Raw genomic sequence first — 26,198 nt, 5'->3', positions numbered from 1 at the left:
GTCACACGGCCGGGGCGGTTTTTGTTGTCCTCGCCTCATCCTCCAATGTGGAAATCTAGGACTTTTTGCCCGAATCGGTGGCGGATGGTCGGTTTGAGGTGCAGAGTGATTGCATGAGCGACAGTGGGCCCGGCGACGGTGGCTACTTCTGGTGCCTCCGCCACCATCGGGTCGAGACCGGCGACGACGTGTGTCCCGCCCAGTATCGGCTCGGCCCCTACGCCACGGCCGACGAAGCGACGCACGCGCTCGAGACCGTCGAGAAGCGCAACGCCGAGTGGGATGCCGAGGACGCTCGTTGGAACGGGGAGGCCCGCTGACGCCGGCGCCGGCCCCCTGAGTCCGCGCACCATCACCGATCGTTGCAGTCTCCGGGCGGAGACGAGCCCGCAGTAATTCGCGCAGTCATTCGCAAGGAGGAACACCCCAGATGGCCGCTGCCAAAAAGGCCCCCAGTCCAGCCTCTAGAGCGGACAAAAACCGCATTTCGCGTACGCCGGTTCGTGAGCCCACGAAGCCGGCTTCGACGCGTTCCGGGCCCGCCTCCGCACGCTCCGTCGCCGCCGCCCGCACCACGCCGGCCACGACGGTGACCGCGAAGACCGGCCCGCGCGGCGCGGCGGTGTCCGGGACAGCGACGCGGGGGACAGCCTCTGGGGCGGCGTCGCGGGGAGCGGCTTCGGGGACGGCTACGCGGGGGACAGCTACTGGGGCGGCTTCGCGCAGTGGCGGGGCGCGGGCTGCTGCGGCCACCGCCTCCAGGACGGTTGCTGCCAAGGGGTCTGCGATCAAGCCGGTGGGTGGGAAGGCGACGGCGACGAAGTCGACGGCCGCTAAGGCGACGGCGACGAAGACTGCGGCTGCCAAGGCGACGGCCACGAAGTCTGCGGGTGCGAAGTCGACGGCGGCGGCCGCGGGGCGGGCTGTGGGTGCGCGGAGTGCGACTGCTGTGAAGCCTGCGGCCGCGCGGGCTGGTGCTGTGAAGAGTGCGGGTGCGAAGACCGCAACATCGAAGACAGCGGCCGCAAAGGCTGCGACTGTGAAGACTTCGGGTGCGAAGGCTGCGGCCGGCAAGGCCGCGCCGAAGCAGCGGGCGGGCACGACACGTGGCGCTTCGTCCACGATGGGCCCACGGGCGAAGGAGACCACCGTGACTGCTGCGGCGGCGGTGAAGGCGGCCTCGGCTGCCAAGAAGGCTACGACGACCGTTGCCGGCCAGGCGACGGCGGGCAAGGCGGGCAAGGCGACCGGGGTGGCCAGGGTTCCGGCCAGCCGCACCGGTTCCACCAAAACGGCGGCTACCAAGGCTGGGGCGATGACGACAGCAAGCAAGACGACCGCGGCCAAGGCCGCCAAGACGATGGCGGCGGCGAAGACCGCCCGTAAGACGACGGCGGCGGCCTCGGCCACGCCGAAGCGGGCGGCCACCGCCACCGTCGGCAAGACGAGCGCGAAGCCGGCGGCGGCCAAGAAGACCGCGGCCGCGGCGAGCACGACGGCTAAGAAGGCGGCCACGACCACGACGGTCGCCCAGAAGACGGCCCCGGCGGCGGCCCGCAAGACCGCGGCCGCGGCGAGCACGACGGGCAAGAAGGCGGCCACGACCGCGACGGTGGCCAAGAAGACCGCCGCCGCGACGAGCGCCCCGGCCAAGAAGACCGCGGCCGCGACGAGCACGACGGCGGCCAAGAAGACCACGGCCAAGGCCGCCACGGCCAAGAAGACGGCGGCCAAGGCCACTGCGACGCGGCCGGCGAGCAAGACGGCGGCCAAGAAGGCGCCCGCGACCAAGGCGGCGAAGACGGCCAAGGCGACGACCGCGGCCAAGGCGACGGGCTCCGCGGCTGCCCGCAACGCGACGGCGTCGGCCAACAAGGCCGCGGCAGGCAGCGCACGGGTCGGCTACAGCCGGAGCGCAACCGCCGCGGCCAACCGCGCCGCGGCCGGCAGCGCCAAGACGGGGGCCGAGCGGGGCGCCGCGGCGGCGGCGAACCGGGCCGCGGCCACCGCCAACCGGGCCGCGGCGACGGCGGCCAAGGGCGCGAAGTCGACGGCGGCCGCGCGTAAGGCGACGGCGGCCAAGGCCACCGGCACGAAGGCCACTGCGTCCAAGGCCCCCGCGGCCAAGGCGACGGCGAGCAAGGCGACGGCGGCCAAGAAGACTGCCGCGAAGAAGACCGCAGCCAAGAAGACCGCGACCAAGGCGACCGCGGTCAAGAGCACGGCGACGAAGGCGACCGCGGCGAAGAAGGCCGCGCCGGCCAAGACCGCCGCCGCGAAGAAGACGGCCGTCAAGAAGACGGCACCGGCCACGAAGACGGCGGCCAAGAAGGCCCCGGCCGCCGCGCGCTCGTCCGAAGGGACCGCCACCAAGGCCGCGCCCCGCTCGCCGGTGGCCAAGGTGGCCGGTCTGAGCCCGGTCGTGGCCCGCGGCGGCAACAAGCCCGCGGCGGACACGGTGGCCAAGCGCAGCACCACCAACGAGGCCGGCGCCAACCGGAGCCGGGCCGGCCGCTCGGCCAACGCGCCGCGCACGGCCGCGACCGCCAAGAACTCGGCGACCAACCGGGCCCGGGTCGCCAAGGCGGCCACCGCGGCCGCCGCCCGTCAGGCCGCGCTCGGGAACACCCCGGCCGCCGACATGATGGACGCGCCCGCCTCCACGGCTCGCAAGGCCGCCGCGCGCCGGCGCTGACAACCGCACGAAAAAGGAGGGCCGCGCCGCCGGGCGCGGCCCTTCGGCGTACGGCGAACTGGTAGGAATGACCCGTGCCGATCAGACGGGTGTGGGCGCCGCGCATCGACTTCGACGCTCTGCGGCGGGAACTCAGGCTGCCGGGGGACTTCCCGGCCGATGCGCTGGCCGAGGCCGAACAGGCCGCCGCGGCGCCCCCACCACCGGCCGCCGACCGTACCGACGTGCCGTTCGTGACCATCGACCCGGCCACGTCGAAGGATCTCGACCAGGCCATGCACCTGAGCCGGCGGCCCGGCGGCGGTTACCGGGTGCGCTACGCGATCGCCGACGTCGCCTCGTACGTGCGGCCGGGCGGCCCGCTCGAGGCCGAGACCTGGGTGCGCGGTCAGACGATCTACCTGCCCGACGGCCGGATCCCGCTGCACCCGGCGGTGCTCAGCGAGGACGCGGTGAGCCTGTTCCCCGACGTCGACCGGTCGGCGGTGGTGTGGACGATCGACCTCGACGCCGACGGCGCGACCACCTCGATCGCGCTCGAACGGGCCCGGGTGCGCAGCCGGGCCAAGCTCAACTACACCGACGTGCAGGGGCAGGTCGACGCGGGTGAAGCCCCCGAGCCGCTGGCGCTGCTGACCGAACTGGGCACGCTGCTGGCCGGGCGGGCCGCCGACCGGGGCGCGGTCAACCTGCCGCTGCCCGAGCAGGAGGTCGAGCCGCACGACGGCGGCTGGCGGCTGGTGCTGCGGGCCCCGCTGGCGGTCGAGGAGCACAACGCGCAGATCTCGCTGCTCACCGGCATGGCCGCGGCCGAACTGATGCTGGGCGCGAAGGTCGGGCTGCTGCGCACGATGCCGCCGCCCAAGCCCGAAGCGATCGTGAAGTTGCAGGCCGCCGCGAAGTCGCTGGGGGTCCTGTGGCCGTCGGGGGCGCAGGTCGGCACGGTGGTCGCGGCGGTCGACCCGGGCACCCCGCGCGGCGCGGCCTTCCTCGACCAGGCGGCCGACCTGCTGCGCGGCGCGGGCTACACGCCGTTTGACGGCGCGCTGCCCGAGCAGACCGGGCACGGCGGTGTCGGCGCCCCGTACGCGCACGTCACGGCCCCGCTGCGCCGGCTGGCCGACCGCTACGCGACCGAGGTCTGCCTGGCCGTCGCGACGGGGGAGAGCATCCCGGAGTGGGCCCGGGCCGCGCTGCCCCGCCTGCCCAAGGCCATGTCGGAGTCGGACCGCCTGGCCGGCGCGGCCAACCGGGGCGCGATCGACCTGGCCGAGGCGGTGCTGCTGGAACACCGCGTGGGCGAACTCTTCGAGGCGGGCGTGGTCGACCTGGACGACTCGTCCAAAGGCCGCCCACCGGGTGGCACGGTGGCGATCGACGAGCCGGCCGTCCGGGCCCACTGCCGGGGCGCGTTGTCGCTGGGCGTCCGGGTCCAGGCCCGGCTGATCACCGCCGACCCGGCCACCCGCAAGGTCCAGTTCGAGGTCTGATCACGGTTTTCGGGCGCAACCACTCACGCAGGTCGCCCGGGTGGGTTTCGCGTTCTGGACGCGTCAGCGGCCAGCGGAACCCGCCCGGGCCCCCGCGGGAGCGACGGTCCGTACCCACCACCCCGCCAGGACATCTCGATCTTTAAAAGGTGTGCTCCGCGGCCGGGAACTCGCCGCCGCGAACCTCGGCTGCGAACTGCTGCGTGGCCGACGACAGCACCCCCGCGAGGTCGGCGTACTGCTTCACGAAGCGCGGCGTGCGACCGGTGCGCAGACCCGCCATGTCCTGCCAGACCAGCACCTGGGCGTCGGTGTCGGGGCCGGCGCCGATGCCCACGGTCGGGATCTCGAGCTCCTTGGTGATCGTCTTGGCCACCTCGCCCGGCACCATTTCGAGCACCACGGCGAACGCGCCCGCCTCGGCCACCGCGTGGGCGTCGGCCAGCACCTGGGCGCCCTGGTTGTCGCGGCCCTGCACGCGGTAACCGCCGATGGTGTGCTCGCTCTGCGGTGTGAAGCCGACGTGACCCATGACCGGGATGCCCGCCCCGACCAGCGCCTCGATCTGGGCCGCGACGCGGCGGCCGCCCTCGAGTTTGACGGCGTGCGCGCCGCCCTCCTTCATGAACCGGACGGCCGTGCGCAGCGCCTGCGTGGGGCCCTCCTCGTAGCTGCCGAAGGGCAGGTCGGCCACGATGAGCGCGGTCCTGGTGGCCCGGACGACCGCGCGGACCAGCGGGATCAGCTCGTCGACGGTGATCGGCAGGGTGGTCTCGTGGCCGAACACGTTGTTGGCCGCCGAGTCGCCGACCAGCAGCACGGGTACGCCGTTCTGGTCGAAGATCGAGGCCGTGTACTGGTCGTAGGACGTCAGCATGGGCCAGCGGTCGCCGCGGCTCTTGGCGGCGACGAGATCGCGGGTGCGGACCCGGCGGGTGGGCGGGCCACCGTACAGGGTGGGGATCTCGGTCATGGTGTGCTCCTTCCCTCGAGGCCGCGCGGATGCGGTCCCCGGGTGCTGATCCGATCGTCGCACCCGGGCCGGTGCCGCGGTCAGGGGCGAGTGCGGGTTTTCACACCCCAGGCCGCCGGAGGGAGGCAGTGCCAGCGTAATCTCGGCGTAACTGGGCCGGGGAAGACTGGCTTGTCAAGTCATCACTACTAGGGGTGAACGTGGACCGACAGCAGGAGTTCGTGCTTCGTACTCTGGAGGAGCGCGACATCCGTTTTGTCCGGCTCTGGTTCACCGATGTGCTGGGCACGCTCAAGAGCGTCTCGGTCGCCCCGGCCGAGCTCGAGTCCGCCTTCGAGGAGGGTATGGGCATCGACGGCTCGGCGATCGAAGGCTTCGCCCGGGTCTACGAGTCGGACATGGTCGCCATGCCCGACCCGACGACGTTCCAGGTCTTCCCGTTCGAAGGTGGCGCCAGCGGCGAGAGCGCCCGCATGTTCTGCGACATCCTGCTGCCCGACGGCAGCGCCGCGTGGGCCGACCCGCGGCACGTGCTGCGCCGCATGCTGGCCAAGGCGGCCGAGAAGGGCTTCACCTTCTACACCCACCCCGAGGTCGAGTTCTTCCTCGTACAGGACGGCCCGCTCGACGGCTCGGTGCCCGTCCCGGTCGACAACGGCGGCTACTTCGACCACACCACCCACTCCATCGCGCGCGACTTCCGCCGCCAGGCCGTGCTCGCGCTCGAGCGGATCGGCATCTCGGTCGAGTTCAGCCACCACGAGGTCGCCCCCGGCCAGCAGGAGATCGACCTGCGCTACGCCGACGCGCTGACCACCGCCGACAACATCATGACGTTCCGGCACGTGGTCAAGGAGGTCGCGCTCTCGCAGGGCGTGCGGGCCACGTTCATGCCGAAGCCGTACACCGACCAGCCCGGCAGCGGCATGCACACGCACCTCTCGCTGATGGAGGGCGAGCGGAACGCGTTCTACGACGCCGACGACCCGCAGAAGCTGTCCAAGACCGCGCGTTCGTTCATCGCCGGCCTGCTCGTGCACGCGCGGGAATACACCGCCGTGACCAACCAGTACGTGAACTCGTACAAGCGGCTCTTCCCGCTGCAGCTGCCCAACGTGGTGACCGAGTCGCCCGCGTTCGTCAGCTGGGGTCACCTCAACCGCTCGGCCCTGGTCCGCGTGCCCGCGTTCGGCAAACCCAGCTCGGCCCGCGTCGAGGTCCGCTCGATCGACTCCGCCACGAACCCGTACCTGGCCTTCGCCGTGCTGCTGGGCGCGGGCCTCAAGGGCATCGAGGAGGGCTACGAGCTGCCGCCCGGCGCCGAGGACGACGTGTGGTCGCTCTCGCCCGCCGAGCGCAAGGCGGCCGGCTACGAGGCGCTCCCGGAAAACCTGTCCGAGGCGATCGACGTCATGAGCAAGTCGGAACTGATCCCCGAAGTGCTCGGCGAGCACGTTTTCGACTTCTTCCTGCGCAACAAAACGGCCGAATGGGAGCAGTACCGGCGCGAGGTCACGCCGTACGAGCGGCAGCGTTACCTGGGCGCGCTGTAAAGACGTTGGCCTGGTCTTGTACGGTCTCTCCTGACGTCGCGCGACAAGGGAGAGGCCGTGCTGGAAGATCTGCTTGAGGGTGCTGGGCGCAGTCTGGTTTTCGGAATCGTCGGCATCGGGCTGATGGCGGTGGGCTACGTCCTCGTCGACCTGCTCACACCGGGCAAACTGCGCGACCTGATCTTCGTCGAGCGCAACCCCAACGCGTCGCTGCTGCTGGCGGCCAACCAGCTCGGCATCGCGGCCATCGTGTTCACGGCGATCTTCACGTCGTACGACTCGTTCGGCCAGGGCCTGGCGTCGACGGTGCTGTTCGGCATCATCGGCATCGGCATCATGGGCCTGGCGTTCCTGGTGCTCGACTGGATGACCCCCGGCAAACTGGGCGAGGTCATCTGCACCCCGGAACGCCACGGCGGCGCCCTGGTCAGCGCGGCCTCCCACTTCGGCGCGGCCCTCATCGTGTGCGCCTGCATTTCCTGATGTCCTAGCGGGGTGGGGGGTGCGGGCCGTCGCTCCCGCGGGGGCCCGGGCGGGTTTCGCCGGCCGCTGACGCGTCCAAAACACGAAACCCACCCGGGCGACGTGCGTGAGTGGTGACGCCCGGAAAACCGGGCGCTCGCCCTCGCCGGCCTTCTCGCTCGCGCCGCCCCCGTTTCGCGGGGGCGTCCTCGTTCGCCCAGCCCTCGTTTCGCGGGGGCGTCCTCGTTCGCCCAGCCCTCGTTTCGCAGGGGCGTCCTCGTTCGCCCAGCCCCCGTTTCGCAGGGGCGTCCTCGTTCGCGCGGCCGGCCCCGGACAGCGGCTCTGCCTCATCCGCTCGGCCGGCCCATGCAGCGGCTCGTCCTCATTGGCGCAGGGGACCCGCGCCGCGGGCCGGCCCTCGGCCCGCCGGGCCGAGCTACTCGCCCACCATGCTCATGTGCGCAGCCGACGCACGCCGCGGCTCAGCCTCATTTGCGCAGCTCACCCCACACAGGGGCCCGCCCTACCGGGGGACCCCCACCCTGACACGATTTTATCGAGCTGGGGCGATCTTGGGGCGAGCGCGCCGGGGCCTGTGGACAACTCTGGGGCTGTGGATAACCGGGGTGCGCGTCCGGGACTCGGGCAGAATGGCGCGATGTCGATCGATCACGGGGTTGAGTTGGTGCCGGTGACGGCGGAGAACTGGCGCGACTGTGCCGGCCTCGCCCTGCGAGGGGAGCAGCAGCAGTTCGTCAATGCGGTCAGCTATTACCTCTGCCTGTGCCATTACGGGGACACGTGGCACCCGCTGGCGGCGGTCCGGGGCGGCGAGGTGGTCGGGTTCGTCATGTGGGGGATCGACGACGACCGCAGCGCCTGGATCGGTGGGCTCGTCGTCGGCGCCCAGCATCAGCGTCAGGGCATCGGGCAGGCGATCGTGCGCACCCTGCGGGAACGGCTGATCGCTGAGCCGGGCACGCCCGACGTGGCGCTCAGTTATGCCGCCGCCAACGCCGCGGCCAGGCGGCTCTACCGGGCGCTCGGCTTCCGCGAGACGGGCGAGACCGAGGACGAGGAACTGGTGGCCCGCTGGACTCCCGCGGAGCCGGCATGACGGACGGGCCGGACCGCGGAGCGCCGCCCGTCACGGTGACGCCGGCGCTGGCCAGTGTGACCAGGGCCAGGGCGGCCAGCGAGACCGGTCCCAGGTGCTGATCGAGCACGAGCAGGCCCGCGATCGCCGCCGCGGCCGGGTTGAGGCTGGCCAGGATGCCGAAGACGCGCGTGGGGATGCGGCGCAGCGCGAGCAGTTCCAGGACGTACGGGAAAATGGTCTGCAGCAGCGCCACCGAGCCCGCGCCGGCCAGCAACAACGGTTCGTCGACGACAGCGCGGACCCCGGTGAGGCCGAAGGGCAGCGCCACCAGGGTGGCCACGCTCAGCGAGACCGGCAGGGCGCCCACTCCGGGCACCAGGCCGCCCACCCTGGCGGTGAGCACGATGTAGCCCGCGCCGCACACCCCGGCCAGTGCGGCCAGCCCGAGCCCGGCGGGCGGCACCGACGGGCCGGGATGCCACCACAGCAGGGCCACCCCGGCCCCGGCCAGCAGCGCCCAGAGCAGGTCGAGCAGGCGGCGGGTCTGCACGAGCGCGACGGTCAGCGGGCCCAGGAACGACACGGTGACGACCACGCCCAGCGGCACCGTGCGCATGGCCAGCGCGGAGAACAGGTTGAGGCCGGCCACCGCGATCCCGAGCAGGCACGCCGCCCGCCAGGCCGCGCGGGGCCAGGTGCGCAGGCGCGGGCGCACCAGCACGGCCAGCACCAGGGCCGAGAGGCCGGCCCGCAGCAGCACCACGCCGGTGGCGCCGAGGTCGTCGAAGAGGGTGCGGCCGACCGCCGACCCGAACTGGATCGAAATCACCGATGCGAGCACGAGCAGGGGCGCGGCCGACATGCCGGCGACGCTAGCGGTTAGCCTCGTGGGCGTGGCGACTGCACTAGTCATCGAGAACGATCCGACCGACGACCTGCGCCGGCTCGGCGAGTGGCTGACCGAGGCGGGGCTGGAGCTGACCGTGCTGCGGCCGCACGCCGGTGACCAGCTGCCCGAGACCCTCGACGGCTACCTCGCGCTCGTCGTGCTGGGCGGCGACCAGAACGCGTATTCCGACGCCGAGGGCGTGCCCGGGGCGCCGTGGTTCCCGGCTCTGGAGGGGTTGCTGCGCAAGGCGGTGCGCCACCGGGTGCCCACGCTCGGCGTCTGCCTGGGTGGTCAGCTGCTGGCGAGCGCCCACGGCGGTCTGGTCGAGCGCAGCACCAGCGGTCCCGAGATCGGCCCGGGCCTGGTCGGCAAGCGCGACGCGGCCGACACCGACCCGCTGTTCAAGTGGGTGCCGCTGCTGCCCGACGTCGTCCAGTGGCATCGCGACGAGATCACCGAGTTGCCGCTGCAGGCCGTGCTGCTGGCCGCGTCCAGCCGCTATCCGCATCAGGCTTTCCGGCTGGGTGACCGGGCCTGGGGTCTGCAGTTCCACATCGAGTGCGACGCCGCGATGATCGAGCAGTGGGCCGCGAGCGACCGGGCCACGATCGACGAGCTCGGCTACGACTCCGAGGCCGTCGTCTTCGCCACCGCCGACGTGCTGCCCGACGTCGAGGAGGTGTGGCAGCCGTTCGCCGCCCGCTTCGCCTCGCTGGCCCTGGGCACCTTGCCCGACGCCGACATACCCGCGCCCGGCACCGGCCGCACCCTTCCGCTGCTGGGGCAGTGACGTGACCCGGCCCAGCCGGCTCGCCCGGTACGGCTTCGCCGACAACGGCCTGCGCGTGGCCGACCTGCTCGGCCCGACCGGTTTGCGGCTGTGGGACCCGGAGGCGCAGGCCCCGACCGGCCCCGACGCGGCCGAGCTGCTCACCTCGCTGTCCCGGGCGGCCGACCCCAACCTGGCCCTGCGTCAGCTGCACCGGCTGGTCGACGCGGCGGGCCGGGCGGCGGCGCGGGGCAACGGCGGTCCGGTCACCGGCCCGGGCGGCGAGATCGCCGGCAACGACGCCACCGAGGCGCTGCTGGGTGCGCTCGCGCAGGACCCGGGGCTGCGGCGGCGGCTGGTGGCCGTGCTGGGCGCGTCGTCCGCGCTCGGCGATCACCTGGTGGCCAACCCGGCCGACTGGCGGGTGCTGGCCACGGGCAAGACCGGGCTGCCGCCCAGCGCCGAGGGTCATCTCGAGGTGGAGAGCGACGAGCCGAGCGTGCCCGCGCTGCGCCGGGCGTACCGGATCTCGCTGTTGCGGATCGCCGCCGCCGACCTCACCGGTGGGCGGGGGCTCGAGCCGACCATGGCCGCGCTGTCCCGCCTGGCCGACGAGACACTGGCCGCGGCCTACGCGATCGCGGTGGCCGGCCTGCCCGCGTCGACGCCCGAGCCCAGCCTGGCCGTGGTGGCCATGGGCAAGTGCGGCGGCAACGAGCTCAACTACGTCTCCGACGTGGACGTCATCTTCGTGGCCGACTCCGACGAGGATCTCAACGCCGGCACGATCGTCGCGGCCCGCCTGATCGAGATCTGCGGCATGGTGGCCTGGCCGGTCGACGCCGCACTGCGGCCCGAGGGCAGCCGCGGCCCGCTGGTGCGCACGCTGGCCAGCCACGAGGCTTATTACCGGCGCTGGGCGCGCACGTGGGAGTTCCAGGCGCTGCTCAAGGCCCGGCCCGCCGCCGGTGACCTGGCGCTGGGCCGCCGCTGGATCGAAGATCTGGCTCCGCTGGTGTGGCATGCGGCGGAGCGGCCCGAGGCGGTGCCCGACGTCCGCGACATGCGCCGCAAGATCATCGACAATGTGCCGCCGGGCCTGGTCGACCGTGAGATCAAGCGGGGGCCGGGCGGGCTGCGCGACATCGAGTTCGCCGTTCAGCTGCTGCAGCTCGTGCACGGCCGGATCGACGAGACGCTGCGGCCGCCCGGCACCATCCCGGCCCTGCGCGCGCTGGTCGCCGGCGGTTACGTCGGCCGCGAGGACGGCGAGACCCTGCTGCGTGGCTACCGGTTCCTGCGCGGCGTCGAGCATCGGCTGCAACTTCAACAGCTCCGCCGTACGCACACCGTGCCCGACGACCCCGACGGCCTGCGCTGGCTGGCCAGCGCGCTGGGCTACACGGCGCTGCCCGGGCGCGACGCCGTCCAGGCGTTCCGCTCCGACTGGGTGGGTCACGCCGCCCAGGTCCGCCGCCTGCACGTCAAGCTGCTCTACCAGCCGCTGCTGGAGGCCGTGGCCCGGGTGCCGGCCGAGGCGCTGCGGATGACCCCCGAGTCGGCCGGCCGCCGGCTCGAGGTGCTCGGTTTCGCCGACCAGGCGGCCGCGCTGCGCCACCTGCAGGCGCTCACCGGCGGGGTCACCCGCACCTCGGCCATTCAGCGCACGCTGCTGCCGATGCTGCTGCAGGAGTTCGCCGACGCCCCCGAGCCCGACCGGGGCCTGCTCAACTATCGCCACGTCTCCGACAAGCTGGGCTCCACCCCGTGGTATCTGCGGCTGCTGCGCGACGGCGGCCCGGTCGCCCGGCGGCTGGCCCGCGTGCTCAGCCTGTCGCGCTACGCCACCGACCTGCTCACCCGCGACCCCGAGGCGTTGCGTCTGCTCGCCGACGACGCCGAACTGCTGCCCCGCTCGCGCGAGTCGCTGCTCGACGGGTTCCGGGCCGCCGCCGAGCGCTACCCGGAGGACCCGGTCAAGGCGATCGCGGCCGTGCGCGCCCGCCGTCGGCGTGAGCTGTTCCGGCTGGCCTGCGCCGACGTGCTGAGCAAGGCGGGCGACCTGGCCCCGGCGGAGCCGCTCGACGTCAACGCCATCGGCATCGCGCTGTCCGACGTCACCGACGCCACGCTGAACGCGGCCCTGGCCGTGGCCCGGCGCGCCCGTCCCGGCCCCGACGGCCTCACGTTCGCGATCATCGGGATGGGCCGGCTCGGCGGGTACGAGATGAGCTACCCCTCCGACGCCGACGTGCTCTTCGTCTACGAGCCCGCGCCCGGCGCCCCCGAGAGCGAGTCGTCGGCCGCGGCGCTGGCCATCGCCGAGCAGCTGCGCAAATCGCTGACCGCGCCCGCCCCCGACCCGGAGCTGGGCATCGACGCCGACCTGCGCCCGGAGGGCCGGCAGGGTCCGCTGGTCCGCAGCCTCGCGGCCTACCAGCAGTATTACGCTCGCTGGTCGCGTGTGTGGGAGGCCCAGGCGCTGCTGCGGGCCCGTTTCGTCTGCGGCGACGCCTCCCTGGGCCGTACGTTCGAGGAGCTGGCCGACAAGATCCGCTACCCCGAGGGCGGCCTGACCCGCGAGCAGGTCGTCGAGATCCGGCGGATCAAGGCCCGCGTCGAGGTGGAGCGGCTGCCCCGCAACGCCGACCCGCACACCCACACCAAGCTGGGCCGGGGCGGTCTGTCCGACGTGGAGTGGGCCATCCAGGTGTTGCAGCTGCGCCACGCGTACGCGGAACCGGGGCTGCGCAAGACCCGGACGCTCGAGGCTCTCGACGCGGCTGTCCGGGCCGAACTGGTCGACAAGGTCGACGCGGCCGCCATGACCGCAGGCTGGACCCTGGCCGCCCAGGTGCGCAACGCGCTCACCCTGGTGCGGGGCCGGCCCACCGACCAGCTGCCCCGCCACGGCGTCGAGCTGGCCGGCACCGTGCAGCTGCTGGGCGGCGGCGACCCGGGGGAGTTCGTCGACCGCTACCTGCGCCTGACTCGCCGCTCCCGCGCGGCCATGGAACGTGTGCTGGAGTCCTGACTGGGTATATCTCTACCATGCTGTTCAACATGGTGAAGCGCTTCGCGATCATGGCCGTAGCCGTCCCGCTCGCGGCGGCGGGCGCCCGCAAACTCAGCGAGAGGCTGGAGGCCAAGCGTGGCCCGAGCCGCGGCAGCCGGTACTTGCGAGAGGGAGCCGACTTCCTCGGCGGCCTGCGCGGCCAGAAGAAGAAGCGGCGTCGTTTCGCCTGGTGACGCCTTTGTCTCAGGCCTGCTTACGAATCGCGTCGGCGGCGGCGAGCAACACCTCGGTGGGAATCCTGACGAGGTGCTCGCCGTCGGGCACGTCCAGGCTGCCCTCGTCTCCGGTCACCGCATAGCCCTGCACAATCACCGACGTGGCGTCGGCGCTGTAGACGGTCGGGCAGGTGCCGGTTCCGCAAAGACTCGCGAGCACTTTCAGCCGCTTGTCAGGGGACTCGACAGAATACTCGTGGGTCGTCATGCCTCCACGGTACGGAGCGAAGCAAGCACGTCACAACGGGTCAGGCAACGGCGCTGCGGAGCATCTGGAGATATCGATCCTGATGCGCGTCCATGACGGGACCGATGTCGGTCGTCGCGACACTTTCCAGGGCTTCGAAGATCCGCCGGTGCTGCTGGACGACCTGGCGATCCGCCCGTGACACGAGGCTGCTGTTGACGGTGTCGACCATGACGGCCCGGTCTCCCATCAACTCGAAGCCGTTCAGCGGCGGCACCGGCCATCGGGTGTAGTGCCGGATGAACTTCACGGTGACGTTGGGCAGCGCGGCCACCTCGCGTAGCCGCTTGATCTGGCCGAGCATGTCGAGTGGCTCGCACACCATGGTGGTGAGTACCGTCTCGGCCAGCAGAAAATGAAACTGCCGGTCGGGTTTGTACAGGGCCTGGCCGCGAGCCATGCGTTCGGCGACAGCTTCCGAGATGGCCAGTTCGGACGCGCCCAGCTCGTTCTCGCCGACTTCGAACCGGAAGGACTTGAGGACGGAGCGCGCGTACTCACTGGTCTGCAAGAGACCGGGAACCACGGCCGGCTGAAAAACGCGGACCTCTCGAACCAGCGCCTCAAGCGATTTGATGATCTCTTGCCGGTTTGTCAGGTTGGGTTCGGCCGCCTGCCAGTCGATGAGTGGTTGTTCCGACTGCTCGGCCAAGCTGGCCAGACGCTCCACCTCGGCCGACGGCAGATCCAAGCTTTCGGCGATTCGCCTGACGTCCTCGGGGTCAGGAGTGGAGACACCCGTCTCGAGCCGGGAGATCTTGGCCTGACTCATGCCGACTCGACGGCCGAGGACCTGCCCGGAGATCTTTCTTCGTTTGCGCCACCACGCCAGAGCAGCCCCGACGTCGCCGGGCGACTGCGGGGGGTCGGGCGAATCGCTCATGCAACTCGCCCCCTCCTGTGTTGTCTCTATGGTCAGATCGTCGAGTTGGCCGCCGCTGTGGCGAGCAGGCCGAGCGGGATCTCAACCAACTGCTCGCCGGGCGGCAGGTCGAGCCCGGCGTCTGCGGCGGAAACGATGTATCCCTGCACCAGCACCGTCTCGCGGTCGGTCCGATAAACGGTTGGGCAGGTCCCTGTGCTGCATTCTGCAGCAAGAAGGGTGAGGTGCGGCTTTGTGCCGGAATGAGGTTGGTTTGTCACGGAAGCCGAGGATACCGGACTAGTCGCGTGCACGATACAGTACCGGCCAAGGTTCTATGCGGGGCAGTTGCATAGGACTTCATGGAACCACACGCAGCGGGTAGGGGAAACCCCCCGGACCTCATCGTGAACAGTCTGAGGAACTTATTCACGGCCTCGCATCACGGTTGCTTCCCGTTGCATAAACCAGGATATTCGTATGTGGGGTCACGGTGAGATCTCGGAACGGAGCCGATTCAGCTTCCTTCCGCGTTCGTCTCGCCGAAGACATCGAGGTCGGACTCTCCGTTCGTGCATAGGCGGCCTGAACCGGAGGTCGATCACGTGCTCACTTCCCTTCCCACCTCACTGGGGAACGCCGGGCTTCTCGACACCGTGCGTTCCGCCCCGCCGATCGTGTATCTGGCTCTCGCGGCGGTGTCCCTGCTGGTAGCCCTGCGCATCATGCGTGCTCTGCGCAAGGCCTTCATGCCGCTCGGTGCGCTGCTGCAAGCGGCCGCCGGCATTGCTGTCGTCTCGGTGGCCGTCGTGCTCGCCCTCGTCCTGGTGGCCGCGGCTGCGCTCAGCGCTCAGTAAGTTCCTCCTCGGACAGGAGAACGTCGATGACCTCTTCCCTGCTCGCCGGGATCGTCGCTCTGCTGGCCCGGGTGCTGGCGACCGTCGACTCGTCGCGCCGGCTGCGTCTGTGGCCGGCGTTGCGGCTGGCCGTGGCGCTGCGCCGGCAGGAGCGGCGTATTGCCCGCGAGGTCCGTGACCCCCGGCGCAACCCGTACGCCCACCTCAACGCCCACTTCGCCGACATGCCGGGCGACGCGCCGCTGAACCAGCCGTACGAGCGGGCCGAACCGGTCAGCCCCGTGGATTAGCCACCCGCCGCCGGGCCTCGGCGGTGGCTGCGGCGCTCGGGGTCACGCCGTCGCGGCGGGCGGCCGCGAACACGGCGGTCAGCGTGTCCGCGATGCCGTCGAGGCGGGCCGCCACCCGGGCCGGGCTTTCGTGGTGCAGCTCGACGGCGGTCGCGCCGATGACACCGCCCGCGCTGACCACGTAGTCCGGCGCCCACAGGATGCCGCGCTCGTGCAGGAGGGTGGCGGTGGCCGGGTCGTCCAGCTGATTGTTGGCCGGCCCGGCCACCGCCGCGCACCGCAGCGTGGGTACCGAATCCGGGGTCAGCACACCGCCGAGCGCCGCCGGCACCACCACGTCGACGGCCGCGGTCAGGGCCTCGCCGGGTGTGACCCAGGCGGCCCCGAGCTCGTCGGCCAGGGCCCTCTTGGCCGGGTCGGCGTCGGCCACGACCAGCTTCGCGCCCGCCTCCGCGAGCAGGCGGGCCACCCGGCCACCGACCCGGCCCAGCCCGAGCAGAGCGAAACTCCGCTTGCCGAATCCCGCTGAGCCGAATCGGTCGGAACAGACCGCCCGCAGCGCCGCCACCGTGCCGAGGGCGGTGCCGGGGGAGGAGTCGCCGCTGCCACCCGCGGCGACCGGCCGGCAGAAGACGTGAGTTGTCCGCTCGCCGATCGTCACCATGTCGTCCGGCCCGGTGCCGACATCCGGGCCGGTCGCGTAGATCCCGCCCAGCTCCTCGATCACGGTTCCCGCGTCCCGCAGGGCCGCCTCCGAATGCTCGCCGACGATCACGGTCTTGCCGCCGCCGTGGGGCAGACCCGCCAGCGCACATTTGCCGGTCATGGCGGCGGACAGCCGCAACGCGTCGGCCAGGCCGTCCCGCCAATCCGCGTACGGCTTGAGACGGCACCCCCCGAGCGCCTGCCCCAAGGCCGTCGAGTGGACGGCCACGATGATCGGCTGCCCGGACTCGGGGCCGCGCCTGATGATGATTCTTTCGTGCGAGAACATGCACCGAAGCTAGACGCTTGCCCAGCCTTTTCGGCCGCTCCCCGAACGACGTTCGGCATCAGCCCGGAAAGCCCGGCTCATGGCCGCATTGATTCGGCGATCGTGCGGGAAGTCGGGGAGTCAACCGGCACGCCGGCAATCGCGTCCGGGAAGACACCAACTTGATCCCGTACGCGTCCCGGCCGCCTGCAAAAGCACTACAACCGCTCAGGGCCCGCCTCGCGAGGCGGTGGGTGGTCCGGGCCGTTGCGCGGGCTCCGGCCGTGGTGGTGGGTTCAGCTGGAGATCGTGTAGCGTCCCGCGGCGGGCACCCGGACGAGCAGCCAGTCGCCGTCCCGGTGCAGCGTGGCGCCGCCGGACACCGTCAACCAGCGGTTCCAGCGGACCCGTACGGGGAAATCGCCGGCGGCCGTGGACTCGAACGTCAGCGCAGCCGCGTCCTGCGAGGTGAGCGTGGCCGGGGCGGCGACGATCGGGCGCGGGTCGGTGACCGCGTAGAGACGCCAGTGCGGACTTGCCCAGATCTCGGTCAAGTAGGGCAGGCCCGCGTCGATCAGGGCCGCCTCGGGCCGGCCGGACCACGTCAGCTCGGCGTCGGGCACGGCCACGAACTGGACGGCCAGTTCCTCCAGCCAGAGACGGTAGGTGCCGGCCGTGAGCGGCACGCCGGTTCCGGTGGCCCCCGGGATCTCGGTGAAGAACAGCGGGTTGCGGTCGATGTCGGCCTGCCGCAGCCAGCCCCGGGCCAGTGGCACGTCACCCATGTGCGCGGCCTCCCAGTAGGCGCGCGTGGCGGGGATCTCGACCCGGCCCGTCAGGCGTTCCCGGGCGAGGCGGTCGAGCAGCGGCCGGAAGTAGGCGGGGTCGGCGGTCGGGTTGCCGATGTCGCGCACGTCGCCGGTGACGACGGGAGGCTGCCACCAGCACGCCACGACCAGCAGGAGCGCGACGGCCCACACCGGTGTCGCCCCCGCGCGCGCAAGCCGGGGCAGGCCGGCCCGCGCCGGTGTCGCCTTCGCGCGCGCGAGCCGGGGCAGGCCGGCCCGCGCCGGCGTTGTCTTCGCGCGCGCGAGCCGGGGCAGGGTGGCGTAGGCGGCCAGCAGCGGGAGCGTGAACATCACGGCCAGGCGGGTGGCGTTGAGGCCCACCGGCGTGTGGATCAGCGCCGCCGCCAGCACGCCCAGGGCCGCCAGGACACCGCCGATCCGAACCGGCCGCCGGGGCACCAGGACCGCCACGACCAGCGCGGCGACCACGGCCCGGACGGTGTCGGAGCGGCTGATGTTCATCCAGCCGCCGTCGCCGAACAACAGCGCGTTGAGGACCAGCGGAAGGGCGGCGGGCACGGCGATCAGCAGGCCGGCGCGCACTCGGCCGGACAGGGCCAGGGCCACCCCCGCCAGCCCCAGGAACAGGGCGGCCACCGGGCTGGTGGCGGCGGCCAGCAGGGCCGGCACGGGGGGCAGCCAGCGGCGCCGCGGCGAGGTCAGGGCCAGCAGGGCGGCCAGACCCAGGCAGACCCCCAGCCCGTACGTGACCCGGCCGCTCACCAGGTTGCCGGCGATGCACAACGTGCCGATGATCGCGCCCAGCAGCGGGCGCGGGGCTTCGGTGCGGCGCAGCAGCAGGGCGAACAGCACCGCGGCGACCAGCAGCGACAGGGCGCCGGTGACACGTACGCCCAGAAGGGCCATCACGGGCTGTGAGGTCAGGCTGTAGCCCAGCTGATCGACCCCGGCATACCAGCGAAGGTCCATGGGGGTGTAGCCGTGCGCCGCGAAAAATCCGGCCCGGGCCTGCTGGGCGGCCAGGTCGGAGCCCATCGGCGGAAGCAGCAGGTAGACGACGCCGAGCGCCGCCGCGAGCACGGCGGTGAACAGTTCCAGCCGGTGCCGAGCCCACACGCGCCAAGACCCTACCCGTACGCACGGTAGTGTGCTCGCCATGCCCCGCCCCGCCGTCGTCCGCTACGGGGGCTTAGCCGGCAGCCTGGCCCTCGCGGCCGCGGCCTGGCTGGGCGGCGCGACCGATCCGTGGCAGCCGACGATCACCCCCGGCACGATCTTCGCGGGCGACAACGGCGTCCTGCTGCCCCTGGCCTGGCTGGCCGGCACGGGGCTGCTGATCGCGGCGTGGGTGGCCGGCGTCCGCTCCGCCCCGACGGCGCGCTGGGCCTACGTCACGGCCGTCCTGTGGATGCTGCCGCTGCTCGCGTTCCTGCCGCTGGGCAGCTACGACGCGTACTCGTACGCCTGCCAGGGCTGGCAGCAGAGTGCGGGCCTGGACCCGTACGGGGGCGGTGTCGACGTGCTGGGTTGTCCCTGGGCCGACGCCGTGGCCCCGACGTGGCGCGATGCCCCGGCCCCCTACGGCCCGCTGTTCCTGGTGCTGGCGGGGGTCGCGGCCCAGACCGGCAGCCTCACCGTGACCCTGGCCGGCCTGCGGGTCATCGCCCTGCTCGGCATCGCCCTGATCGCTGTGGCCCTGCCCACGCTGGCCCGCCGCGGTGGCGTGCCGCCGGGGCGCGCGGTGTGGCTCGTGCTGGCCTGCCCCCTGGTCCCGATCCACCTGGTGTCGGGCGCCCACAACGACGCCCTCATGGTCGGGCTGGTGGCGGCGGGGCTCGCCCTGGCCATCCGCGCCAACCCCGCCGGTTCCGCGGCGTCTGCCGGTTTCGCGGCGTCTGCCGACTCCGCGACGTCCGCCGGCCGTGGCGCGGGAGCCGTCGCTGATTCCGGCGAGACGATCCGTGCGACAGGCCGCCGTGCCGATCTCGCGGGCTGGGCCGCCGGCCTCCTGCTGGGCCTGGCGATCGCTGTGAAGGCAACTGCCCTGGTCGTGGTGCCTTTCGCGCTCCTGCTGATGATCGAACGTTATCCACAGTTCCGGGGTGCCTCGCCCGGGCCTGTGGACAGCCGGGAGGTCTCGTCGGCCCAGCGGCGTAAGTTCGGGCCACGCCCCTGGTGGCTCGGCCCGGTGATCCGGGTCGTCGCCGGCGCGCTGGTCGGGCTGGCGGCGGCGAGTCTGGTCAGCGGCCGCGGCTTCGGCTGGGTGACCGCCCTGAGCGGCAGCGGTAAGTCGGTGCAGTGGACGTCGCCGCCGACGGCGGTCGGCATGGCCATCGGTCTGTTCGGGCCGGATGCCGTGCCGGTGACGCGCGTGCTCGGCATCGTGGCGCTCGCCTTCGTCCTGGTCGTGCTGTGGTGGAAGGCCCGCGACAACAACCCGCTCCGGTACGCCGGTTACGCGCTCGCCGCCACCGTTCTGCTCGCGCCGGTTTTTCACCCGTGGTACGCCTTGTGGCCGCTCGCGATCCTGGCCGCCACCCTGCACACGCACCTGAACTGGCTGGTCGTGCCGTGCGCGGTGGTGTCCGCCCTGTGCCTGCCGGACGGCTACAACCTGGCCTTGGCCGTGAAGACGCAGGGCGCGGTCGCGATGACGGTTTTCCTAGTCTGGATAGTGGTGCATGAAGCGAAAATCAGGTCTGCTGGCCGCCGCCGGGCTGATCACGTTGCTGATCGTCTATCTGGCCCAGACGCGTAACGGCTACTTCGACTCCAAGGTCTATTACGGGGCGATCCAGTACTGGTTCCGCGGCGACGGCGGCATGGTCTACGACTGGCTGCGTCCCGGCACCCCGTACGGGTTCACCTATCCGCCTTTCGCCGGCCTGGTCATGTCCCCGATGGCGTTGCTGCCGTTCGGAGCCGTCGTGGTCATCGCGATCATCGCCACGGTGCTGACCACCGCGCTGCTGACGTGGTGGTTCACGCGGGATCTGATCCGGCGCCGGCAGTGGACGGTCTGGTTCGCGTACGGGATCGCGGTGTGTCTGGCCATCTCGTTCGAGCCGGTCCGCGAGACCATCACGTTCGGCCAGGTCAACACGCTGCTGCTCACGCTTGTGGCGGGGGACCTGCTGTTCGGCTTGTCGCGGAACCGTAAATGGGCCGGTGCCGGCATCGGGCTGGCCACCGCGATCAAGCTGACGCCCGGCATCTTCATCGTCTATCTGCTGGTGACCCGGCGCTGGCGGGCCGCCGCGACGGCGAGTGGCACGGCGGCCGGGGCCACCCTGCTCGCCGCCGCCATCTTCCCGGACGAGTCCCGCGAGTTCTGGACGTCGGCGTTGTGGGACACCAACCGCGTGGGCGTGCTGTCCTTCTTGTCCAACCAGTCGGAGCGCGGCTTCCTGGCCCGGCTGCCCATCGCGCAGGTCGAGTCGAAGGTGTGGCTGGCCTGTGTGCTGCTCACGCTGGCGTTCTGGGCGTGGCGCGTCAGCCGGGAGCCGGACGACATCATGGGCGGGCTGGCGCTGACCGGCATCGTCGGCTGCCTGATCAGCCCGGTGACGTGGATCCACCACTGTGTCTGGCTGCTGCCGGCCATCGTGCGGTGCGTCGAGGCCGACCGCAAGGCGCTGGGCATCAGCGCCTACCTGCTCATGACCAGCCGCCTGACCTGGCTGTGGGAGAGACGCCCGCGTCCCCCGCTGGAGCTCATCGGCGGCAACCTCTATGTCTGGTTCAGCCTGGCCCTGCTGATCTGGACACCCATCGGCACGCGTCGTTCAACGGAAGTCCATGCGGAGGACAAGATCCTCACGTAGTCAGAGCGCATGCACAAACGCTCGGCTGTCGCCCTGATCGGCCTGGCCGCGACCTTCGTGGCCGCGCCCGCCTCGGCCCATCGGAACGACACAGAATTCCGCAGGCTGTCCACGTTCCCGGCCTATTTGAACTCGTCGATCGACGACACGGCCGCCGCCGAGATCTCCACGGTCACCGAGGACGGCCGTACGGTCGTCTACACCGACAGCCCGGGCCGGCGCCTCGGTTTCGTCGACATCACCGACCCCGGCCGGCCCCAGCCGGGCGGCACGCTCGCGCTCGACGGCGAACCGACCTCGGTGGCGCACCTGGGTCACCTGCTCCTGGCCGGCGTCAACACCCGCGAGAGCTTCACCGACCCGTCAGGCAAGCTGGTCGTGATCGACGACCGCAGCCGTACGGTGGTGCGCGAGATCGACCTGGGAGGCCAGCCCGACTCGGTGGCGGTGGCGCCGAGCGGCCGCTACATCGCGGTGGCGATCGAGAACGAGCGCGACGAGGACGTCGACGACGGCGCGATCCCGCAGCTCCCGGCCGGCTACCTGTCGGTGATCGACACCCGGACCTGGAAGGCGTCGAAGGTCGAGCTCACCGGTCTGGCCGCGGTCGCGCCGACCGACCCCGAACCCGAGTACGTCAGCATCAACGCACGCGACGAGGCGATCGTCAGCCTGCAGGAGAACAACCACCTCGCGATCGTCTCGCTGAAGTCGAAGAAGGTCGTCGAGCACTTCCCGGCCGGGCAGGTGACCGTGTCCGGGGTGGACACCGAGGACGACGACCGCATCACCCTGGACGGCACGATCACCGCCAAGCGGGAGCCGGACGGCGTCGCCTGGATCACCGACGACCTGTTCGCGTCGGCCAACGAGGGCGACTACGAAGGCGGCTCGCGCGGCTGGACGATCTTCTCGCGCGACGGGAAGGTCGTCTGGGACGCCGGCAACACGCTCGAGCACATCGCCGTCGAGCACGGCCTCTACCCCGACAAGCGCTCCGACGCCAAGGGCATCGAGGTCGAGAACGTCGCCTTCGCCACGATCGGCCGTACGCCGTACGTCTTCGTCAACTCCGAGCGTGGCAACTTCACCGCGGTGTACGACGTGTCGAACCCCCGGAAGCCGAAATTCCAGCAGCTGCTGCCCACGACCAACGGGCCCGAGGGCGTGGTCGCGGTGCCGTCGCGCGGGCTCGTCGTGGTCTCCAGCGAGGAGGAGCTCCCGGACGAGAACATCCGCGGCTCGGTGCAGATCTACGGCATCGGCCACGGCCGGTTCCCGTCGATCGTCTCCACCGGCACGATCCCGTTCGGCACGTTGTCGGCCCTGTCGGCGGTGCCCGGCAAGCGTTCACAGCTCGTCTCGGTGACCGATTCGGCCTACACGCCCACCCGGATCCTGACGATCGACACCGCGCAACGCCCGGCCGAGATCCACAAGCAGCTGACTGTCACGAAGGACGGCAAGCCGGTCGGTTACGACGCCGAAGGCATCGTGGCCCGCAAGTCCGGCGGCTACTGGCTGGCCAGTGAGGCGCCGGATCTGATCGTTCGACTCGATGACAAGGGCCGGGTCCAGCAGGAGATCGCACTGCCGGCCGACATCGCCGCCGCCGTCACCAGCAACGGTTTCGAGGGCGTCACCGAGGTCGGCTCGAGCGTGTGGGTCGCCGTCCAGCGCCCGCTCAAGACCGACCCGCAGAACGTCGTACGGATCGGGAAGCTCGACCTGAGGACCGGCTCCTGGTCGTGGCTGCTCTACCCGCTCGACGCGGCCCCGGTCGGCTGGACCGGCCTGTCCGAGATCGTCGCGGTCGACGGCAACACGTTCGCCGTGATCGAGCGGGACAACCAGCGCGGCCCACGGGCGTCGATCAAGCGGGTCTACACGTTCGACGTCCCGGCCACCTGGTCCGGCACCCCGGCCGTACGGAAGAAGCTCGTCAAGGACCTGCTGCCGCTGCTCAAGGCCGACAACGGCTGGGTGCAGGACAAGGTCGAGGGCCTGGCCGTCGCCGGTGACGGGCAGACGTACGCCGTCACCGACAACGACGCGATCGACGACGCCACCGGCGAGACGGTCTTCCTGCGCCTGGGCCGGATCCTCTGATCAGAGCAGGTCGGCCGCAGTGAACATGGTGGTCCCGGCCGCCCGCCGATAAGCCGTCTCGAAGCCCGCGTCGCCCAGTGCGGCGCGGGCCTCGGACGTGATGCGCTCGACGTCCGGCACCGAAAGATCGCGCGACCCCCGTACGGCGTCCGACGCGCCCAGCAGGAAAGCGGCCCGCTCCGGGTGGCCCTCGCGCAGCTCCAGTTCGGCCAGCCCGACCAGGGTCAGCGCGATCACCGGCGAGTCCCGCGACTCGACCGCGGTGCGCACCGCCTCCATGTGGCCACGCCGGGCCGTGACCAGCTCACCCGCCGCGGCGTCGATCAGCGCCTGCGTGTGCTGCGCCATCGCCTGGAACTGCGGCATCGCCCCCGGGTGGCGCATCATCTCGACGGCCCGGTCCATGCAGCGGCGGGCCTCCTCCAGATCACCCTCCATCCGGGCGAACGTCGCCGTCCCGTACGCCACCGAGGCCAGCACCTCGGGCAGGGCGATCTCCTCTGCCCCCTCCCGCGCCTGCTTGAGCGCGGCCCGCGCCTCGTCGACCTCTCCCGCCAGCCACAACTGGTGGCCCAGCTTGACCTCCATCTGCGGCAGGTCCTCGCGGATGCCGACCTCGCGGACCAGCGCGATCGCCTCCCGCTGCCAGCTGACCGCCTGCCCGAAATCGCCCTTGGCCGCGGCCATGTCGCCCAGCGAGCTCAACGCGAACCCGATGCCCCAGCGCTCACCGATCGCCCGGAAACCGTCGAGGGCCTCCCGCATCTCGGCCTCGGCCACGTCGGCGCTGTGCCCGAAGTTGAGCCGCAGCTGCGACGCGAACATCTTGGCCACCGCGCGCAGCCACGGGTCGGGGTCGTCGAACAGCGGCGCGATCAGCTCGAACCCGTCGCCCGGATGGGCTGCCTCGTCGAACATCGCGGACAGGGCCGGGATCAGCCGCAACGCCGGATGCCGGGCCCCGCTGACCGCGATGAGCCCCTGGGCGGCCCGGAAGTCAGCCTCGACCCGATCGACCGGCAGCCCGCCTTCCAGTCCGTTGATCGCCGCGTACGTGTGGGTCAGCGCGATGTCCTCGCGGTCGGCGTCACCCGGCATCCCGGCCACCGCGGCCGCCAGCACCGCACCTTCCGGCCGGTGCCCGCTGAGCCACCAGTACCAGCCCAGCCGGGCCACCAGCGCGGCCGCCGTGGCCCGGTCACCCGCCTCGATCGCGGCCCGCACCGCGGCGATCAGATTGTCGTGCTCCACGGCCAGCCGGGCCAGCCACCCCAGCTGCTCGGGGCCGCGCAGGTAAGGGTCGGCCCGGCCCGCCAGTTCGAGCAGCCAGCGCGCCACGGCCAGCCGCTGCGCCTCGGTCTCGCCCGCCTCGGCCAGCCGCTCCAGGCCGTACTCGCGGATGGTCTCCAGCATGCGGTAACGCCCGTCGAGGCCCAGCACCAGCAGGGACTTGTCGACCAGAGCGGCCAGCGTGTCCACATCGGTGCCGCAGACCAGCTCGGTGGCGGCCAGGTCGGCGCCGCCGTGGAACAGCGCGAACCGCCGCCACAACCGCCGCTCCGGCTCGGCCAGCAGATCCCAGCTCCAGTCGACGACCGCGCGCAGCGTCTGATGGCGGGGGAGTGCGGTGCGGCTGCCCCCGGTGAGCAGGCGGAACCGGTCGGTCAGGCGATCGGCCAGCACGGCCACGGGCAGAGTGCGCAGGCGGGCCGCGGCCAGTTCGATGGCCAGCGGCATGCCGTCCAGCGCGCGGCACACCCGGACGACGGCCGCCGTGTTCTCCTCGGTGAGCACAAAACCGGCGGCGCGATCGAGCAGAAGCCGTACGGCGGGAAACCCGGAAGCGGTCGACGCGCCCGCACCCACCGGCGGGAGAGCCAGCGGCTCGACCGGATGCAGCCGCTCGCCCGCGATGCCCAGCGGTTCGCGGCTCGTGGTCAGCAGCGTCAGCCCCGGCGCGGCCCGCAGCAACTCGTCGGCCACCTCGGCCACCGGACCGATCAGATGCTCACAGTTGTCGAGGATCAGCAGCATCGTGCGGCCCGCCAGCGCCTCCCGCAGCCCGGTGCGCGCGCTGCGGCCCGGCCGGTCGAGCACGGCGTGCCCGCGCAGGTTGAGGGCGGTCAGGATGGCCTGCGGGATCTCCGCCGGATCGGTCACCGGGGCCAGCTCGACCCGCCACACCTCGCCCGGGACCTTGCCGCCGGCCTCCACCGAGAGCCGTGTCTTGCCGCTGCCGCCCGGCCCGAGCAGCGTCACCAGCCGGTGGGTCTCGACCAGACGCCGTACGGCGGAGACGTCCGACTCGCGGCCCACGAAGCTGCTCACCTCAGCGGGCAGGTTGCCCCGCCGGGTCTCCCCGCGCAGCAGGTCGACGTGCAGCTCGCGCAGCGCCGGCGACGGGTCGGCGCCCAGCTCGTCGGCCAGACGGGTCCGGAACGACTCGTACGCCGCCAGCGCCCGGCCCGGGCTGCCGCCGGCCCGCAACGCCCGCATCAGCAACGCGACCAGCGACTCGTCGAGCGGATGGGCGGCGAGCAACCCCTCGACCTCGGGCACGACGTCGCGCGACCCCAGATCGCCGGCGATGCGCTGCTTGAGGGCGAGCAGGCGCAGCTGCTCCAGACGCACGGCCTCGGCGTGGGCCGCCTCCGGGAACTCCAGGTCACCGCGCCACAACCGCAACGCCGCGGCCGGGTCGGCCGTCACCAGCCCCACGAAGACGTGCGCATCGACCTGCCCCGGCTCGACGACCAGCCGGTAACCGTGCGGCGTGGCCTCCACCACCAGCTCGGGCGCGGCCCGCCGCAGCCGCGACACGAGCGCCTGCAGCGCGTTGCCCGCCGCGGCCGGGGGATCGTCACCCCACACGCCGTCGATCAGCCGGTCCGCCGACACGACCCGTCCCGCCTCGAGGGCGAGCAGGATCACGAGCGCACCGAGGCGGGCCCCCGATACGGCGCGGCCGCGCAGCTCCAACGGCCCCAGCACCGCGATCTCCACCCG

At 72.1% G+C, this 26,198-nt stretch carries 22 protein-coding genes and 1 pseudogene; 14 read left to right on the top strand and 9 right to left on the bottom strand.

The features are described from left to right. The first annotated feature begins 113 nt into the window (after window positions 1-113). Window positions 114-320 carry a hypothetical protein gene (locus BKA14_RS23095; RefSeq protein WP_184952970.1) on the top strand — a complete coding sequence of 69 codons (207 nt, stop codon included), beginning with the start codon at window positions 114-116 and terminating at the stop codon, window positions 318-320. Window positions 321-405: 85 nt separating this feature from the next. On the opposite strand, the gene BKA14_RS23090 is transcribed toward BKA14_RS23095, so the two are convergent. After that, a complete protein-coding gene (locus BKA14_RS23090) occupies window positions 406-1,347 on the bottom strand; it encodes a hypothetical protein (RefSeq protein WP_184952969.1) in 942 nt (313 codons plus the stop codon). Here BKA14_RS23090 and BKA14_RS23085 point away from each other — a divergent pair. Further along, window positions 1,316-2,695, top strand: coding sequence for a hypothetical protein (locus BKA14_RS23085; RefSeq protein ID WP_184952968.1), 1,380 nt, complete (start codon window positions 1,316-1,318; stop codon window positions 2,693-2,695). The two genes, BKA14_RS23090 and BKA14_RS23085, sit on opposite strands and share 32 nt — an antisense overlap. 74 nt (window positions 2,696-2,769) lie before the next feature. Continuing rightward, window positions 2,770-4,185 carry an RNB domain-containing ribonuclease gene (locus BKA14_RS23080; RefSeq protein WP_184952967.1) on the top strand — a complete coding sequence of 472 codons (1,416 nt, stop codon included), beginning with the start codon at window positions 2,770-2,772 and terminating at the stop codon, window positions 4,183-4,185. A 142-nt stretch (window positions 4,186-4,327) separates the two neighbouring features. Here the strand turns inward: BKA14_RS23080 and panB are convergent, their stop codons facing one another. Then, the gene (panB, locus tag BKA14_RS23075; RefSeq protein WP_184952966.1) at window positions 4,328-5,158 is read right to left on the bottom strand and encodes a 3-methyl-2-oxobutanoate hydroxymethyltransferase; all 831 of its coding nucleotides are present in this window, start codon (window positions 5,156-5,158) and stop codon (window positions 4,328-4,330) included. A gap of 200 nt (window positions 5,159-5,358) precedes the next feature. Between panB and BKA14_RS23070 the strand changes: the two genes are divergently transcribed. The 3 genes and pseudogenes from BKA14_RS23070 to BKA14_RS45195 form a co-directional block, all read left to right on the top strand. Next, window positions 5,359-6,711 carry a glutamine synthetase family protein gene (locus tag BKA14_RS23070; protein ID WP_184952965.1) on the top strand — a complete coding sequence of 451 codons (1,353 nt, stop codon included), beginning with the start codon at window positions 5,359-5,361 and terminating at the stop codon, window positions 6,709-6,711. 57 nt (window positions 6,712-6,768) lie between these two features. Beyond that, window positions 6,769-7,194 (top strand): DUF350 domain-containing protein, encoded by a 426-nt coding sequence (locus BKA14_RS23065; RefSeq protein ID WP_184952964.1) that lies wholly within the window; start codon window positions 6,769-6,771, stop codon window positions 7,192-7,194. Between the two features lie 637 nt (window positions 7,195-7,831). Then, a pseudogene (locus BKA14_RS45195) lies at window positions 7,832-8,188 on the top strand (GNAT family N-acetyltransferase); the annotation flags it as partial. Here the strand turns inward: BKA14_RS45195 and BKA14_RS44275 are convergent. Next, window positions 8,169-9,134, bottom strand: a complete 966-nt coding sequence (locus BKA14_RS44275; RefSeq protein WP_239092737.1) for an EamA family transporter — start codon at window positions 9,132-9,134, stop codon at window positions 8,169-8,171. The pseudogene BKA14_RS45195 and the gene BKA14_RS44275 sit on opposite strands and share 20 nt — an antisense overlap. Window positions 9,135-9,165: 31 nt before the next feature. Between BKA14_RS44275 and BKA14_RS23050 the strand changes: the two genes are divergently transcribed. Genes BKA14_RS23050 through BKA14_RS23040 form a run of 3 tightly spaced genes read left to right on the top strand, consistent with a single transcriptional unit; the run spans window position 9,166 to window position 13,179 of the window. Next, on the top strand, window positions 9,166-9,951 hold the full coding sequence (locus tag BKA14_RS23050; protein ID WP_184952962.1) for a type 1 glutamine amidotransferase: 786 nt from the start codon (window positions 9,166-9,168) through the stop codon (window positions 9,949-9,951). 1 nt (window position 9,952) lies between these two features. Then, window positions 9,953-12,964 carry a bifunctional [glutamine synthetase] adenylyltransferase/[glutamine synthetase]-adenylyl-L-tyrosine phosphorylase gene (locus tag BKA14_RS23045; protein WP_184952961.1) on the top strand — a complete coding sequence of 1,004 codons (3,012 nt, stop codon included), beginning with the start codon at window positions 9,953-9,955 and terminating at the stop codon, window positions 12,962-12,964. Between the two features lie 17 nt (window positions 12,965-12,981). Then, window positions 12,982-13,179 carry a hypothetical protein gene (locus BKA14_RS23040; protein ID WP_184952960.1) on the top strand — a complete coding sequence of 66 codons (198 nt, stop codon included), beginning with the start codon at window positions 12,982-12,984 and terminating at the stop codon, window positions 13,177-13,179. A gap of 10 nt (window positions 13,180-13,189) precedes the next feature. Here BKA14_RS23040 and BKA14_RS23035 read toward each other — a convergent pair whose 3' ends face one another. The 3 genes from BKA14_RS23035 to BKA14_RS23025 are packed head-to-tail and all read right to left on the bottom strand — an operon-like array spanning window position 13,190 to window position 14,611. Next, window positions 13,190-13,429: a hypothetical protein gene (locus BKA14_RS23035; protein WP_184952959.1), complete on the bottom strand. Its 240-nt coding sequence runs from the start codon at window positions 13,427-13,429 to the stop codon at window positions 13,190-13,192. A gap of 40 nt (window positions 13,430-13,469) precedes the next feature. Next, complete coding sequence (locus BKA14_RS23030) at window positions 13,470-14,351, bottom strand: helix-turn-helix domain-containing protein (protein ID WP_184952958.1); 882 nt, start codon at window positions 14,349-14,351, stop codon at window positions 13,470-13,472. A 32-nt stretch (window positions 14,352-14,383) separates the two neighbouring features. Then, window positions 14,384-14,611, bottom strand: a complete 228-nt coding sequence (locus tag BKA14_RS23025; RefSeq protein ID WP_184952957.1) for a hypothetical protein — start codon at window positions 14,609-14,611, stop codon at window positions 14,384-14,386. Between the two features lie 324 nt (window positions 14,612-14,935). Between BKA14_RS23025 and BKA14_RS23020 the strand changes: the two genes are divergently transcribed. Together BKA14_RS23020 and BKA14_RS23015 are read left to right on the top strand one after the other, a co-directional pair. Next, on the top strand, window positions 14,936-15,187 hold the full coding sequence (locus tag BKA14_RS23020; protein ID WP_184952956.1) for a hypothetical protein: 252 nt from the start codon (window positions 14,936-14,938) through the stop codon (window positions 15,185-15,187). Between the two features lie 26 nt (window positions 15,188-15,213). Then, window positions 15,214-15,477 carry a hypothetical protein gene (locus BKA14_RS23015; RefSeq protein WP_184952955.1) on the top strand — a complete coding sequence of 88 codons (264 nt, stop codon included), beginning with the start codon at window positions 15,214-15,216 and terminating at the stop codon, window positions 15,475-15,477. On the opposite strand, the gene BKA14_RS23010 is transcribed toward BKA14_RS23015, so the two are convergent. Together BKA14_RS23010 and BKA14_RS23005 are read right to left on the bottom strand one after the other, a co-directional pair. After that, a complete protein-coding gene (locus BKA14_RS23010; RefSeq protein ID WP_184952954.1) occupies window positions 15,461-16,471 on the bottom strand; it encodes a Glu/Leu/Phe/Val dehydrogenase dimerization domain-containing protein in 1,011 nt (336 codons plus the stop codon). The genes BKA14_RS23015 and BKA14_RS23010 overlap by 17 nt on opposite strands. Before the next feature lie 275 nt (window positions 16,472-16,746). Continuing rightward, the gene (locus tag BKA14_RS23005; RefSeq protein WP_260416569.1) at window positions 16,747-18,417 is read right to left on the bottom strand and encodes a hypothetical protein; all 1,671 of its coding nucleotides are present in this window, start codon (window positions 18,415-18,417) and stop codon (window positions 16,747-16,749) included. Between BKA14_RS23005 and mptB the strand changes: the two genes are divergently transcribed. Genes mptB through BKA14_RS22990 form a run of 3 tightly spaced genes read left to right on the top strand, consistent with a single transcriptional unit; the run spans window position 18,416 to window position 23,192 of the window. Continuing rightward, window positions 18,416-20,017, top strand: a complete 1,602-nt coding sequence (gene mptB / locus BKA14_RS23000; protein ID WP_221477298.1) for a polyprenol phosphomannose-dependent alpha 1,6 mannosyltransferase MptB — start codon at window positions 18,416-18,418, stop codon at window positions 20,015-20,017. The genes BKA14_RS23005 and mptB overlap by 2 nt on opposite strands. Then, window positions 19,941-21,083, top strand: coding sequence for a glycosyltransferase 87 family protein (locus tag BKA14_RS22995; protein ID WP_184952951.1), 1,143 nt, complete (start codon window positions 19,941-19,943; stop codon window positions 21,081-21,083). The genes mptB and BKA14_RS22995 overlap by 77 nt, the downstream gene beginning before the upstream one ends. A gap of 9 nt (window positions 21,084-21,092) precedes the next feature. Next, window positions 21,093-23,192, top strand: a complete 2,100-nt coding sequence (locus BKA14_RS22990; RefSeq protein WP_184952950.1) for an esterase-like activity of phytase family protein — start codon at window positions 21,093-21,095, stop codon at window positions 23,190-23,192. On the opposite strand, the gene BKA14_RS22985 is transcribed toward BKA14_RS22990, so the two are convergent. Next, a complete protein-coding gene (locus BKA14_RS22985) occupies window positions 23,193-26,195 on the bottom strand; it encodes an AfsR/SARP family transcriptional regulator (protein WP_184952949.1) in 3,003 nt (1,000 codons plus the stop codon). Between the last annotated feature and the right edge of the window lie 3 nt (window positions 26,196-26,198).

Origin of the sequence: Paractinoplanes abujensis, assembly GCF_014204895.1 — a bacterium.
In the GTDB taxonomy this organism is placed as follows: Bacteria; Actinomycetota; Actinomycetes; order Mycobacteriales; family Micromonosporaceae; genus Actinoplanes; species Actinoplanes abujensis.
This window is presented reverse-complemented; position numbering and strand designations above follow the sequence as displayed.

What these genes read in the sequence shown, in the direction of transcription:
- BKA14_RS23085 (WP_184952968.1), top strand. Translation starts at nt 1,316, where the DNA reads ATGACGACAGCAAGCAAGACGACCGCGGCCAAGGCCGCCAAGACGATG.
- BKA14_RS23010 (WP_184952954.1), bottom strand. Translation starts at nt 16,471, where the DNA reads ATGTTCTCGCACGAAAGAATCATCATCAGGCGCGGCCCCGAGTCCGGG.
- BKA14_RS23015 (WP_184952955.1), top strand. Translation starts at nt 15,214, where the DNA reads ATGACCTCTTCCCTGCTCGCCGGGATCGTCGCTCTGCTGGCCCGGGTG.
- BKA14_RS23095 (WP_184952970.1), top strand. Translation starts at nt 114, where the DNA reads ATGAGCGACAGTGGGCCCGGCGACGGTGGCTACTTCTGGTGCCTCCGC.
- BKA14_RS23035 (WP_184952959.1), bottom strand. Translation starts at nt 13,429, where the DNA reads ATGACGACCCACGAGTATTCTGTCGAGTCCCCTGACAAGCGGCTGAAA.
- BKA14_RS23040 (WP_184952960.1), top strand. Translation starts at nt 12,982, where the DNA reads ATGCTGTTCAACATGGTGAAGCGCTTCGCGATCATGGCCGTAGCCGTC.
- BKA14_RS44275 (WP_239092737.1), bottom strand. Translation starts at nt 9,134, where the DNA reads ATGTCGGCCGCGCCCCTGCTCGTGCTCGCATCGGTGATTTCGATCCAG.
- mptB (WP_221477298.1), top strand. Translation starts at nt 18,416, where the DNA reads ATGCCCCGCCCCGCCGTCGTCCGCTACGGGGGCTTAGCCGGCAGCCTG.
- BKA14_RS22990 (WP_184952950.1), top strand. Translation starts at nt 21,093, where the DNA reads ATGCACAAACGCTCGGCTGTCGCCCTGATCGGCCTGGCCGCGACCTTC.
- BKA14_RS22995 (WP_184952951.1), top strand. Translation starts at nt 19,941, where the DNA reads ATGAAGCGAAAATCAGGTCTGCTGGCCGCCGCCGGGCTGATCACGTTG.
- panB (WP_184952966.1), bottom strand. Translation starts at nt 5,158, where the DNA reads ATGACCGAGATCCCCACCCTGTACGGTGGCCCGCCCACCCGCCGGGTC.
- BKA14_RS23030 (WP_184952958.1), bottom strand. Translation starts at nt 14,351, where the DNA reads ATGAGCGATTCGCCCGACCCCCCGCAGTCGCCCGGCGACGTCGGGGCT.
- BKA14_RS23005 (WP_260416569.1), bottom strand. Translation starts at nt 18,417, where the DNA reads ATGGCGAGCACACTACCGTGCGTACGGGTAGGGTCTTGGCGCGTGTGG.